At 37.3% G+C, this 13,315-nt stretch carries 7 protein-coding genes and 2 pseudogenes; 3 read left to right on the forward strand and 6 right to left on the reverse strand.

Going from position 1 to position 13,315, the window contains the following annotated elements; genetic code table 11:
• Nucleotides 1-15: 15 nt before the first annotated feature.
• Nucleotides 16-3,191: pseudogene (locus tag HPOKI112_RS08190) on the reverse strand (AAA family ATPase).
• On the opposite strand from HPOKI112_RS08190, the pseudogene HPOKI112_RS01255 reads away from it, so the two are divergent.
• Nucleotides 3,156-4,396: pseudogene (locus HPOKI112_RS01255) on the forward strand (Mrp/NBP35 family ATP-binding protein). The pseudogenes HPOKI112_RS08190 and HPOKI112_RS01255 sit on opposite strands and share 36 nt — an antisense overlap.
• 13 nt (nucleotides 4,397-4,409) lie before the next feature.
• On the opposite strand, the gene HPOKI112_RS01260 reads toward HPOKI112_RS01255, so the two are convergent.
• Both HPOKI112_RS01260 and HPOKI112_RS08415 read right to left on the reverse strand, forming a co-directional pair.
• The gene (locus HPOKI112_RS01260; RefSeq protein ID WP_235181156.1) at nucleotides 4,410-5,513 is read right to left on the reverse strand and encodes a glycosyltransferase family 8 protein; all 1,104 of its coding nucleotides are present in this window, start codon (nucleotides 5,511-5,513) and stop codon (nucleotides 4,410-4,412) included.
• A 13-nt stretch (nucleotides 5,514-5,526) separates the two neighbouring features.
• Complete coding sequence (locus tag HPOKI112_RS08415; RefSeq protein ID WP_025309606.1) at nucleotides 5,527-5,655, reverse strand: glycosyltransferase family 8 protein; 129 nt, start codon at nucleotides 5,653-5,655, stop codon at nucleotides 5,527-5,529.
• A gap of 170 nt (nucleotides 5,656-5,825) precedes the next feature.
• Here HPOKI112_RS08415 and hofA point away from each other — a divergent pair, with 170 nt between their 5' ends.
• A complete protein-coding gene (hofA, locus tag HPOKI112_RS01270; protein ID WP_025309607.1) occupies nucleotides 5,826-7,178 on the forward strand; it encodes an outer membrane beta-barrel protein HofA in 1,353 nt (450 codons plus the stop codon).
• A 103-nt stretch (nucleotides 7,179-7,281) separates the two neighbouring features.
• Nucleotides 7,282-9,147 (forward strand): molecular chaperone HtpG, encoded by a 1,866-nt coding sequence (htpG, locus tag HPOKI112_RS01275; RefSeq protein ID WP_025275600.1) that lies wholly within the window; start codon nucleotides 7,282-7,284, stop codon nucleotides 9,145-9,147.
• A 200-nt stretch (nucleotides 9,148-9,347) separates the two neighbouring features.
• On the opposite strand, the gene hcpA is transcribed toward htpG, so the two are convergent.
• The 3 genes from hcpA to mnmG all read right to left on the reverse strand — a co-directional run bounded on the left by hcpA (nucleotide 9,348) and on the right by mnmG (nucleotide 13,243).
• The gene (hcpA, locus tag HPOKI112_RS01280; protein WP_025275601.1) at nucleotides 9,348-10,100 is read right to left on the reverse strand and encodes a Sel1-like repeat protein HcpA; all 753 of its coding nucleotides are present in this window, start codon (nucleotides 10,098-10,100) and stop codon (nucleotides 9,348-9,350) included.
• Nucleotides 10,101-10,185: 85 nt separating this feature from the next.
• The gene (dapE, locus tag HPOKI112_RS01285) at nucleotides 10,186-11,367 is read right to left on the reverse strand and encodes a succinyl-diaminopimelate desuccinylase (RefSeq protein WP_025275602.1); all 1,182 of its coding nucleotides are present in this window, start codon (nucleotides 11,365-11,367) and stop codon (nucleotides 10,186-10,188) included.
• Nucleotides 11,368-11,377: 10 nt separating this feature from the next.
• Nucleotides 11,378-13,243: a tRNA uridine-5-carboxymethylaminomethyl(34) synthesis enzyme MnmG gene (gene mnmG / locus HPOKI112_RS01290; protein WP_025275603.1), complete on the reverse strand. Its 1,866-nt coding sequence runs from the start codon at nucleotides 13,241-13,243 to the stop codon at nucleotides 11,378-11,380.
• Nucleotides 13,244-13,315 lie beyond the last annotated feature (72 nt).

Raw genomic sequence — 13,315 nt, forward strand, 5'->3', positions numbered from 1 at the left:
CAAAATCCTTTCACTTTATAATATTTGTGGGGTATTATAATCAAATTTGATATATTCTTTTTTAATCGTTGGGTTATTGCACTCTTTTCTTTATCCATTCAAATAAGTATAGAAAATTCTTTTTTGTTTCTTCGCTCATTACATCGTCTTCTCCGCCATACAAAAGCCTTGTTTTGAACGCCATGGCCAATTCCATTTGCTTATTTTTAGCGTATTTTTTTCTATCATTTGCGCTGAAACAATCTTCAATTTGTTTGAAATGCCTATCGCAGTCTGAGAGTTGTAGGATTGTGATGGGATCATGCATTTCTTCATTAGCCCTTTTAAATCGTTCGCTCGTTGCGTTTTGGTCAGAATCGCATTTCCTGTCATCATCTGTCAAAACAATGGGGTTGTTGTCTAACTCGCAGAGTTTTTGAATGGTTTCTTTCATCTCGTTTGGATTGTTTTTAAGCCCTGAAATGGGTAAGAAAGTGAAAGGAATGGGGTTGTCTTTGAATTGTGGATTATGCTTATTGAAATACAATTTAAAAGCGCTCAAATAACAATAATCCGTGATGCCTTCTATAAAAATGATTCGGTGTTTTTGGGGGTTGTGGAAAACATGCTGACCCACCCCTAAAGAGCGTTTGATTTTATCTAGGGCGTCGGAGTCTTTGCTTGCATTATTTAGGGGATAGTTAAAGTGATTCTTAATTACAGAGTCTTCTGTTTCTTTTTCTACAATCCTTATTTCATCTAAATGATCCGTATCCACCAAAAAGGGGTCATGGGTGGCTAAAACAAAAGTGACATGATTTTTATGAGCGTATTCTTTTAAAAATTTCCTAAACTCCTTCCTAGCTGGCACGCTCAAATGAGTGGCTGGCTCGTCCATAACATAGATGATATTCTTGTTAAAACTAAAATTTGATCCCACATTGTAGAGAAAACCAAACATGAAATTAAACGCCCATTGGAAGCCGGTGCTTTGCTGGCTCAAGATGATTGGTTTATTTTGTTCGTGGGACTTTCTGCAATCATAAACTTCAAGTTTTATTTCATATGCCGTGTATTCCTTCTCTTCAGAAAGCTTATTATTGTGTCGGACATGAATTTTTAATTGGTAACTATCTTGAGAACTATCTTCAGCGATCGCTAAAAGCCTGTTAAATTCTTTTGTAATCAAAGAATTTATTTTTAATTGCATGTTGTATTCCAAGATTTCTGCAAGATTTTCTAATATTTCTGTAAAATTTACCTTAAATAAAAGATGGCTTGTGTCTTTTTTAAAAAATTCAAATTGACATACATTATTATTGTATTTGCGTTTTACTTCAATTGGAAAAAGATGTTTTGATTGTCTGATCTCTTTTAGTGATTCTTGGTCTATTTCTTGCAAGTATTTTTCAGGGATATTGAACGATTTTTCAGAATCATAGATTACTAAATCATTATTTTTATCAAACATTATTATTTGTAACGCTTGACCATCTTTTAAAATGCTCAAAAAAAAAATTCCAAATTGTATTGGGGTGAAAGCCCATTTTCCTAAACAATGAATTTCTAAAGAACCAATCCCATTGGTCAAATTCAGAAGGGGAAGAATAATCAATGCAAGTAAATAATACAGCCTTAAAGTCGTTATCTGTGATTTTTGGCTCTTTGTATTCTTTCATGGTTGGCACGAGTTTGTAAGACTTATAAGATAAACCACCGCTTAAAGGGAATTGAACTTTATTTCTTAAGTTTTGAAACGCTGTATAAGGGTTACACTCTCGGCAATATTCTGCGAACTCAAAATAGTTTTTGCTTTGTTTGACTTTTTCCTTGTTTGCTTCAAATTTATCTTTGATTTCACCAATATTTTTAGGGAACAAATGAACGCCACTCTTTTCATCTAAAGTTTTTATGTCTTCCCACAGAAATTTTCTTGCTGATTCAAGAAAATCACTGTATCTGTATTGTTCGATTTCTGAATTGACTAATAAATCTATCTTTTTCAAATAAAGCTGACACATCATGGATTTAATATCTTTAGACTCGTCGCTAACAACATGGCTTGCTATATATTTTTCGCATATTTGTTGGATATTATCCAACAAAACATCATAATTAAACTCTAGCACTTTTTGATTTTTGCAGTCATTTCCAATTTCTTTTATCCATGATTCTTTGTTTCGCTCAAAATCCTCTCTTATTTTGTCAAGGTTTTTTAAAGAATTTTTAATTTTCTTTTTAAGGTTGCCTATATTTAACCGGAATGTTCTAAATTGCTGTTTAAAATTTTCATTGATAGGGTATTTTTCATCTATTTCTTTAATAATGTCTTTCACTTCAGTTTCTGGTGTGAATTTTGTAAAGTCGGTAGTCTTAAAAATTTCATCTAAACTTTTTAGCTTTTTTAAGATGTCTTCATTTTGTGGTTTGATTTCACCTTCACTAAGTTTTTTAAAATAAGAATAAATTTTTGCTAATTGATTTTGTTTGTGTTGCCCCATGACAAAAAATTCATCTGTGTTGTATTTTTTATCAGGCGTATTGCACTTTATGATTTCTTTGATGCACTGACAAAAATTTTTAATCCATTCGCTATTACCGCTTACATGTTTGATTAATTCTTTGAAAAACAGATTGTTGGTTGCGTTGGCATATTCAGTTACAAGCTCGCTCAATTTTAATTTTTCTTTGTAAAAATGTAAAAATAATCCTAATGAATTGTAAGAAGTTATAAGATTTATAAAATCACTCACAAGAGTGCAAATATTTGAATAGTCGTTATTGTTAGTGGGAATATAAACGCTGTTGCTACATTGTTCCCCTAAAGCTTCTACATGTTTTTCAAAAGGATAACTGATTAGTGTTTTTGATAATTCCTTTAATCCCTCGCCAATCTCTTCAGTCCGGATCCTCAAATCCACGCAAGAAAAACCTGTGATTTTGTGATCAAGGATTGCTTCTTCTTCTAAACTTAAAAGGGTGTCTTTTTTATGGTTTTTAAAATAATCTTCTTCACTACAAAGTTTAATATCCGCATCATTAAAGATTGTCAAAGCTTCTAAAACATTGCTTTTACCGACATTATTTTCCCCCACTAAGATCACCAACCCCCCATGTTTTTCAAAACTTGAATTTAAAAGCAATTTTGTGGGCGATTTTCTACCCAAATTCCTAAAATGGTGCAATTTCAAAACACGCTTATAAAATTTCATGCCCTATCCTTTTTGAAAACTCAAATTTAATTTATAATGCAAAATTAAACAAAACATGCTATAAAGAAAATTCAAATACTATCATTTTAAGGATTAAAATGCTCACCCAAGAAGATGTCTTAAACGCGTTAAAAACGATTATTTACCCTAATTTTGAAAAGGATATTGTCAGCTTTGGTTTTGTCAAAAACATCGCTTTGCATGACAATCAATTAGGGCTTTTAATAGAAATCCCCTCAAGCTCTGAAGAAACGAACGCAATTTTAAGGGAAAATATCTCCAAAGCGATGCAAGAAATAGGCGTAAAAGCTTTGAATTTGGATATTAAAACCCCGCCAAAGCCCCAAGCCCCAAAGCCCGCCACTAAAAATCTAGCTAAAAACATCAAGCATGTGGTCATGATAAGCTCAGGCAAGGGCGGTGTGGGTAAAAGCACCACCAGCGTGAATTTAAGCATCGCTTTAGCGAATTTAAACCAAAAAGTGGGGTTGTTGGACGCTGATGTGTATGGCCCTAATATCCCTAGAATGATGGGCTTGCAAAACGCTGATGTGATCATGGATCCTAGCGGTAAAAAACTCATTCCTTTAAAAGCTTTTGGCGTTTCTGTGATGAGCATGGGGCTTTTGTATAATGAAGGGCAGAGTCTCATTTGGAGAGGGCCCATGCTTATGCGAGCGATTGAGCAGATGCTAAGCGATATTATTTGGGGGGATTTAGATGTGCTGGTGGTGGATATGCCCCCAGGAACAGGCGATGCACAACTCACGCTAGCCCAAGCTGTGCCTTTGAGCGCAGGAATCACCGTTACCACGCCTCAAATAGTGAGTTTAGATGACGCTAAACGGAGTTTGGACATGTTTAAGAAATTACACATTCCTATTGCGGGCATTGTAGAAAATATGGGGAGTTTTGTGTGTGAGCATTGCAAGAAAGAGAGTGAAATTTTTGGCTCAAATTCCATGAGCGGATTATTAGAGGCTTATAACACGCAAATTTTAGCCAAGCTCCCTTTAGAGCCTAAAGTGCGTTTAGGGGGGGATAAGGGCGAACCGATTGTGATTTCTCACCCTAATAGCGTGAGCGCTAAGATTTTTGAAAAAATGGCACAAGATTTAAGCGTTTTTTTAGAGAGAGTAGAAAAGGAAAAATTAGCCGATAATAAGGACATCCAACCCACACAAACGCATGCTTGCTCGCATTAATTTTGAAAAGGGTTTAAAAAACCCTTTTAATTAACCGCTTCACTTTTTGTTTGGCTTTAAAAAGCAAAAATTCTATAAGGAATTTAGAAGAAAGCCTAGGCAGAAGAAATTCAAAAGAATGCCGTTTGTCTGAAAAAGACAGGATTTGATTAAGAGCGTGGATTTCTTTATCCCTGTTTTGGATTTCTTTATCTCTTGCTTGAACCGCTTGAACTTCTTCAATGATCCTTTCATCTCTTCTTTTGATCTCATTATCCTTGTTTTGAAAGGATTCAAAAAGGTGATCCAAAAAGGGAGCGTTAAAATAGGCGTCTTTAAACGGCGTTTGAATCAACGCTCCATGCCATTTTTTCGCGCCAATGACGCTGAAGAGTTTCCAGGGTTTATCGCCCCAAAAATGCAGCATGCGCGCTTCTTTAATGCTAGGGAATGAGGGCGTATCAAGGAAACTAGGGTGGGCGTTGTATGAATAAGGCAATTCTAAAATCCTACCACGGCACACAAAACACAAAGCATCTTGATCGTTAAATAAAAGTTTTTCATTTTTCAAAAGGAAAAATCCCATCAATTGGTTTTCAAGATTTTCTTTACGCCATGATTTTAAATTTAAGGCTAAGAATCCGGCGTTAAAGTAGTTGTCAAAAAGGATTTGAGCTTCTTTTAAATTAGGGAAAGCGTCAGCGACACCAATGTTTTTTGCGTGCATTTGGCGCAATTCGTATAAATCCTTAGTCGAATTCCTGTTCATAGCGATCAAATCTTTTTCTCTCACAGCCCCAAAATAATGCGTTTCAAGGGGGATAAAAAAGCTCTCGCTAATATCATTCACAAACAAAGTGTCCACATCAAACATGATCATCTTTTCGTATTGGGGGAAAAGGGAAGCAAAAAAGAAACGGCACATGATCATTTTAGAAAAGCGTTTTTGCGAAAAAGCATTGAGTTTTAAATACAATTTTTTAATTTCACTCGCTATTAAAGGATCAAGTTTGCGGTAATTGTGGCGTGGTTCTAATTCTTTATCGGTAATATCCAAAAACTCTATGCTAGAAAAAGCGCTAAAAGGAGCGATCGTTTCTTCTAATTTGGCTATATTTTCAGCGCTTAAATTCTCCACCAAACAATGGATTTTATAAAAGAGTTTTACTCTCTCTCTCTCTCTCTCGTTTGGCGTTCGCTAACATAGAATACAAGCTCACGCCAGCAGGAATACAATAATGGTCATCAAAAGCCACCACAATAGGGATAAACTCTTGCATGCATAGTCCTTAAATCTTGAAATTGAACCCGCTAAAAAAAGGGGGATATTTTGTGATTTTATCGTTTTTTTTTTTTTTTTTTTTTTTTTCAAAACAACAATAAGCGGGCAACTTGCGAGTTTGTTTATGGCATAATATCAGACTTCAATAAAAAGGTGTTTGATAAAAGGATGTTTAATCAAAAAGTTTGGCTAGGGCTTTTAGCTTTGAATGGGGTTTTTCTCAACGCTTTTGAGTATCAAATCAGCGCGAGAGTGGGATCATTTTCGCGCATCGCTTTCAATCAGTCGGTTATCAATTCAAAAAAAGGGATTTATCCTACAGGGAGTTATGTAACCACTACCGGGGCTTTACAAGTTGATTCTAGTTTGCTCCCTAAAGGGATTGAAAACCACAAACTGGGTTTTGGGGTGGGGGGCGAAATAGGAGCGCTAGCTTATGATTCCACGAAATTTTTGATTGATGAAGCCAACCCTAAGGCAGGGTTTCAGCCGGCGAACTGGTATTACATGGGGCGATGGGAGGGCTATTTGATGCAACACAGCCAAAATTGGACCAGAGAGCAAAAGGCTCAAAACGCCAGGCCTTATGTGTTATACAATTTGTATTTAGATTATCAATATAAGGATATTTTTGGGATTAAATTAGGGCGTTACCCCTCTAAGGCTTTGTTTTTGAGCGGGTTTAATCAAGGGTTTGAGGTTTTTTACCGGTGGAAAAAGTTTAAGATAGTGTGGTTTAGCACCTTTGGAAGGGCTTTAGCTAATGAGCAATACATTAGGGATTTTTACGCCCCTGTCAATTACAAGCAAAAAATCAACTACGGCATGCACAATTTCAACCTCATTTACGAAAATAAATACATTAGGGTCGCGCCTTTTATTTGGTTTTACCCTAAGAATTTTAACGCTCCCGGATTTGAAATCACCCATGATACAAAGTCTTATTGGAAATCTGGTTGGCGCATCCAAACGACTTTTTACGCATGGTTCCCCCTTTATAGCGATTATTTGTCTAAAGATTATTACAGAGCCGCTTTAGTGGGTAAAAAAGCAGCGAGTTTGTTTGTGTTTCAAAGGGTGCATTTTCGATCTTATCTTTTTGGCTGGAGCGTGTATAAGAATTTTGGGAACGGGAGCGCTCAATTAGGCTGGAACGGCTCACCAATTGATCCTTTTTATGACACTAAAGATGACACCCCTTATGAAGACGCTTATTCCAATTTTTACAACGCAAATTCTATGACCATTAACGCTTTTATAGGGAAGAGTATTAAGAATCTTTTGGTGCAATTGTATGGGAAATTGACCTATTCCCCAAGGGCCAATTCGCAAAGCTTAGGGGTTACTTTTAAATATAACATTAAAAAACATATCTATTTAATGCTAATGTTTAATGGCTATCAAATCACGATGCATAAGGGCTATAAGGTAGGGTTTTTTACAAGCGGTTACAACCCCAATTTCGCTCAAACCATTCAAAACAGAAGCTATTTTATGAGCTCTATGAGTTATCGTTTTTAAAAAATTAAACCTTCTTTCATGTTATTTTTTAAGCCATAGCATACCCCTTTTAAGCGCGCTTTTATTGTATAATCTTAAAAATTTTATTTAAAGGAAAAGATCAATGTCTAATCAAGAATACACCTTCCAAACTGAAATCAACCAGCTTTTGGATTTGATGATCCACTCTTTGTATTCTAATAAAGAGATTTTTTTAAGAGAGTTGATTTCTAACGCGAGCGACGCTTTGGACAAGCTGAATTATTTAATGCTGACTGATGAAAAATTAAAAGGGCTGAATATCACGCCTAGCATTCATTTGAGTTTTGATAGCCAGAAAAAAACCTTAACGATTAAAGATAATGGTATAGGCATGGATAAAAACGATCTCATTGAGCATCTAGGCACGATCGCTAAATCAGGCACGAAGAGTTTTTTAAGCGCTTTGAGTGGGGATAAGAAAAAAGATAGCGCTTTAATTGGTCAGTTTGGCGTGGGCTTTTATTCAGCGTTTATGGTAGCGAGCAAGATTGTCGTTCAAACCAAGAAAGTTACTAGCGAGCAAGCTTATGCATGGGTGAGCGATGGTAAGGGCAAGTTTGAAATCAGCGAATGCGTTAAAGAGGAGCAAGGCACAGAAATCACCCTCTTTTTAAAAGATGAAGATTCTCATTTTGCGAGCCGTTGGGAGATTGATGGCGTTGTTAAAAAGTATTCTGAGCATATCCCTTTCCCTATTTTTTTAACTTACACCGATACAAAATTTGAGGGCGAAGGGGATAATAAAAAAGAAATTAAAGAAGAAAAGTGCGAGCAGATCAATCAAGCGAGCGCTTTATGGAAAATGAATAAGAGCGAATTAAAAGACAAAGATTACAAAGAGTTTTACCAATCGTTTGCGCATGATAACAGTGAACCTTTGAGTTATATCCATAATAAAGTGGAAGGCTCTTTAGAATACACAACGCTTTTTTACATCCCTAGCAAAGCGCCCTTTGATTTGTTTAGGGTGGATTATAAAAGCGGGGTCAAACTTTATGTTAAAAGGGTGTTTATCACTGATGATGACAAAGAATTGTTGCCCTCTTATTTGAGGTTTGTTAAAGGCGTGATTGACAGCGAAGATTTGCCCTTGAACGTAAGCCGTGAAATCTTACAGCAGAATAAGATTTTAGCCAATATCCGTTCGGCTTCAGTGAAAAAGATTTTAAGCGAGATTGAGCGCTTGAGCAAGGATAACAAGAATTACCATAAATTCTATGAGCCTTTCGGGAAAGTGTTAAAAGAAGGCTTGTATGGGGATTTTGAAAACAAAGAAAAACTTTTAGAATTGTTAAGATTCTATTCTAAAGACAAAGAAAAATTGATCTCTTTAAAAGAATACAAAGAAAATTTAAAAGAAAATCAAAAAAGCATTTACTACCTTTTAGGCGAAAATTTAGACTTACTAAAGGCGTCCCCGCTTTTAGAAAAATACGCTCAAAAAGGCTATGATGTTTTGTTATTGAGCGATGAAATTGATGCGTTTGTGATGCCAGGCGTGAATGAATACGATAAAACGCCCTTTAAAGACGCTAGCCATAGCGAGAGTTTGAAAGAGCTTGGTTTGGAAGAAATCCGTGATGAGGTAAAAGATCAGTTTAAAGATTTAATGAAAGCGTTTGAAGAAAATCTTAAAGATGAGATTAAAGGCGTAGAGCTTTCCAATCATCTCACTTCAGCGGTGGCTTTAATAGGCGATGAACAAAATGTGATGATGGCTAATTGGATGCGCCAAATGGGCCAAAGCGTGCCTGAAAGCAAGAAAACTTTAGAATTAAACCCTAACCATGCGATTTTGCAAAAACTCTTAAAATGCGAAGATAAAGAGCAGTTGAGCGCTTTTATCTGGTTGCTCTATGATGGGGCAAAGCTTTTAGAAAAAGGGGCCTTAAAAGACGCTAAAAGTTTTAATGAGCGCCTAAATAGCGTGCTGTTGAAAGCGTTGTAGGAGATTAAAAACCCTTTTAAGGGTTTGAACAAACTCGCTTAAACCCTTCAAGTGCCAATCTAAAAACGGCAATGAATGGGTGCGATAAAAGCTTTTTATGATCATTAAAAATGATTATTCTGTAGGGTTTATGCTTTCCTTAAAATATTAAAAAGCGTAAAAGCCAGCTAAACGCAGCCTTTAGCTTAACTTCATTAAAATTAAAGTTCTATTTTTAATTCCTTGAGAGCGTCGCATGCTTCTTTAACGCCTAATTTGCAACTTCTTTTAAAGTTTTCTACCGCTTGCTTTTCATCTTTTGCTGTGCCTTGGGCGTTGTATTGCATAACCCCTAAATTATAACACCCCCTGCCATCTTTCAATTCGCATGCTTTAGAATAACGAACAATAGCCTCCTTAAAATTCTTTGCTACACCATACATGTATCCCGCATTAATGCACCCGGGGCTGTCTTTTAAATCGCAAGCTTTTTCATACAAATCAAGAGCCTTTCTTAAATCCTTAGGCGTACCTACGCCATAATGGTGTAGGTTTCCTAAGACCGTACACCCTTCAGCATGGTTTAATTCACAAGATTTAGAGTAGTATTGTGAGGCTTTTTTGGCGTCTTTAGACACGCCTTGTCCGTTATAGTATAAATTGCCTAGCAGGCGGCACCCATAACCATCATTTAATTCACAACCTTTAGTGTAAAATTGGATGGCTTTTTTCAAGTCTTTTCCCACTCCTTTCCCTTCTTCATAGAACGCCCCTAAAAAAACACACCCAAAGCCATTTTTTAACTCACACGCTTTTTCAAAATGCGTTTTAGCTTGAGCGAAATCTTGCTTCTTTGTGCTCTCTATACCTAAATTCACAAGCTCTTTAGCGTCTGGCTCTGCCATTAACCCCTTCAAAAACAACGCACCCAAACACAAGACCCCAAAAAGGGTTTTTTGAACGCTTCCTAGCATGATATATCTCCTATTAAAAAAATGTAATCCTTTATGATTGTAACCAAATATTGACGATTGAAGCCTTATTGAATGCCTCTTGATTCTAATTCTCGCTCAAATCCTCTAAAACCCCCAAAAACACCTTTTCTAAAAGCTCTAGTTCCTTCAAGCTCACCCTTTCATCAATGGCATGGATCCTGTCATTAATAACGCCAAATTCCACCACTTCTATACCATAAGCGCTAAAAAATCGCGCATCGCTCGTGCCGCCTTTGGTGTTTAAAAGGGGGGTGGTGCGGCATGTTTTTAAAATATTTTCTTTTAAAACGCTGGTAAGCTTTGAATGAGAAGCCGTGATGAAAGGCGAACTACTTGACTCTAATTCTAAAGTGTGAGGCACGCTTTTTAAAACTTTTTCTAAATATTCTTTCAAACTCTCTTTGGTGGTTTTTAAAGAATGGCGCGCATTAAAGGTAATTTCTACGCTTGCTGGAGTCACATTATTAGCCCCTAACCCTGCGTGCAAGTTGGTGATAACCAATTTTGAAGGGTCAAAACACTCATCGCCATTGTCTAAATGAACTCCTGAAATCAAAGGCAAAACCGAAGCGAGCGCATCAATAGGGTTTTGGCATTTTTGCGGGTAAGCCACATGCCCTTGAACGCCTTTTAAAATGAGTTTGCCATTAATAGAGCCTCTTCGGCCAATTTTGATGCTATCGCCTAAGACTTTTTCGCAAGTGGGTTCAGCCACAATCGCCATATGGGGTAGCAAATCTTTTTCTTTGAGTTTTTCTAGCATGAGTTTTGTGCCAAAAATCCCTGGCCCTTCTTCATCGCTTGTGAGTAACATAGAAAGCAAAAAAGGGGTTTTAGGGTTAAAATGTAAACTCGCGCTCAAAAACGCCCCCACGCCCCCTTTCATGTCTTGTGCCCCACGGCCGTATAAAAATCCCTCTTTAATAATGGGTTTAAAGGGATCGCTTTGCCAATTATCTCCAGGAGGCACGACATCAATATGCCCTGCAAAAGAAAAATGCAAGGGCTTAACATTTTCTTTTGCATGCTTTTCTTTTACATGCCTTTCTTCTGCATGCTTTTCTTTTGCATGATCTTTTTGGGGGTTAAAAATGCGGTATAAAAAAAGGTTTTTCACGCCATTTTCTCCACACTCTAGAGTTTTAAAAGCAGGAAAAAGCGATTTAATGTATTCAAAAATACCGCATTCTTTGGGCGTAATGGTGGGGTAGCTGATGAGCTTTTGGGTGATTTCTAAAGCGTTCATTAAAAATCCTTTAAGAGTTTTTTCGCAAATGGATGTATAAATGCAAAACGTCTAAATTCGCCGGGGTGATCCCGCTGATTTCTGAGGCTTCAAAAAGGCTTTTGGGGCGGAATTTTTCTAATTTTTCTACCGCTTCTAAGCTAAGGCCTGGAATGCCTTTAAACACAAAATCTTTAGGGATAGAAACTTTGAGCATGCTGTCCATTTTAGCGATATTTTCGTGTTGCTTTTCAATATAAATATTATATTTGCATTCAATTTTAATCTGCTCTAAAACCCGCTCGTTCAAGGGGGCTAAAAAGCTGAAAAAGGAGCGCATTTTTTCTGCATTAAAACTATCGCGTGCTAAAAGGCTAACGCCATCAACCTTGTCATTGATAGGGTTTTCGTCTAATTCGTTCAAGCGTTTTAACACTTCTTTACTAGGGGTAAGGACGCATTCTTTAAGGCGTTTGAGATTGTCTTGTATCTCTTGCTTGTCTTTTTTCAATTCCTTATAAAAATCTTCTTCCATAAGCCCTAAACGATAGGCATGTTCGCCCAATCTAAAAAGCGTGTTGTCTTCTCTTAAAAGCAAGCGGTATTCGGCTCGGCTGGTAAACATCCTGTAAGGCTCATTCGTGCCTTTAGTAACCAAATCATCAATCAAAACACCGATATAAGCTTCATTGCGCTTTAAAATAAAGGGGGCTTGATTCTTTAAGGCTAATACCGCATTAATCCCAGCCATAAGCCCTTGAGCCGCCGCTTCTTCATAGCCGGTAGTCCCATTGATTTGCCCGGCCAAATAAAGCCCTTTGATTTTTTTGGTTTCTAAAGTGTGGGTTAATTCTGTGGGCTGGATAAAATCATACTCTATCGCATAGCCATAGCGCGTGATGAGGGCGTTTTCTAAGCCTTTGATAGAATGAATGACCTTTTCTTGCACATCTAGGGGCAAAGAGGTGCTTAAGCCGTTGATATAATATTCGCTTTTATGGATGGTTTGAGGCTCTAAAAACAGCTGGTGGCGTTCTTTCTCGCTAAAGCGGTTGATCTTATCTTCAATGCTAGGGCAATACCTTGGGCCTATGCCTTCAATTTGACCGCTAAATAGGGGGGCTCGGTGGAAATTATCCCTAATGATTTGGTGGGTAATGGGGTTAGTGTAAGTGATAAAGCATGAGAGTTGGGTGGGGTTAAAATCTTTGGTTTTATAGCTGAAATAGGGAGGGTTTGTGTCCCCAAAATGCTCTTCTAAGCCTTCAAAATCAATGCTATTGCCCGCCACTCTTGGGCAAGTGCCGGTTTTTAAGCGATCCACCTTAAAGCCAAGCTCCCTTAAATTCAAGGCTAAAGAATTAGAGGCGTTTTCCCCAAAGCGCCCGTTTTGGTTTTGGTGCTCGCCAATATGCACCACCCCTTTTAAAAAAGTGCCTGTGGTGATGATCACTTTTTTAGCTTTATAAGTGTTGTTAATGTTCGTGGTTACGCCCACTACCTCATCGTTTTCAAGGATTAAATTTTCGGTCATTTCTTGAGAGACGCTCAAATTAGGGGTGTTTAAAACGAGATTTCTTGCAAAAATGCGGTAAGTGTCCATATCAATTTGCGCTCTAGTCCCCCTAACCGCCGGCCCTTTAGAAGCGTTTAACACACGATATTGCAAACCGCTATGATCCGTAATAATCCCCATAGCCCCCCCTAAAACATCCACTTCTTTAGTCAAATGCCCTTTACCCAAGCCCCCAATGGCCGGATTACAGCTCGCTAAACCGATCGTGTCTATGAGCATGGTGATTAAATGCACCCTAGCCCCCATTTTAGCCGCAATCAAGCTCGCTTCAATGCCTGCATGCCCCCCACCAACCACTAAAATATCACTTTCTTTTACCACTCTTTTTCCTATTTTGATATGATTTTTCTAAAATCTTAGTTTTGAAAAAGTTTTATTGTAGCATGTAGGTTA

The sequence above is a fragment of the Helicobacter pylori oki112 genome (assembly GCF_000600085.1).
Taxonomy (GTDB): Bacteria; Campylobacterota; Campylobacteria; order Campylobacterales; family Helicobacteraceae; genus Helicobacter; species Helicobacter pylori_CY.

Coding starts and splice junctions, on each gene's coding strand:
- hofA (WP_025309607.1), top strand. CDS start 5,826: ATGTTTAATCAAAAAGTTTGGCTAGGGCTTTTAGCTTTGAATGGGGTT.
- hcpA (WP_025275601.1), bottom strand. CDS start 10,100: ATGCTAGGAAGCGTTCAAAAAACCCTTTTTGGGGTCTTGTGTTTGGGT.
- HPOKI112_RS08415 (WP_025309606.1), bottom strand. CDS start 5,655: ATGCAAGAGTTTATCCCTATTGTGGTGGCTTTTGATGACCATTATTGT.
- dapE (WP_025275602.1), bottom strand. CDS start 11,367: ATGAACGCTTTAGAAATCACCCAAAAGCTCATCAGCTACCCCACCATT.
- htpG (WP_025275600.1), top strand. CDS start 7,282: ATGTCTAATCAAGAATACACCTTCCAAACTGAAATCAACCAGCTTTTG.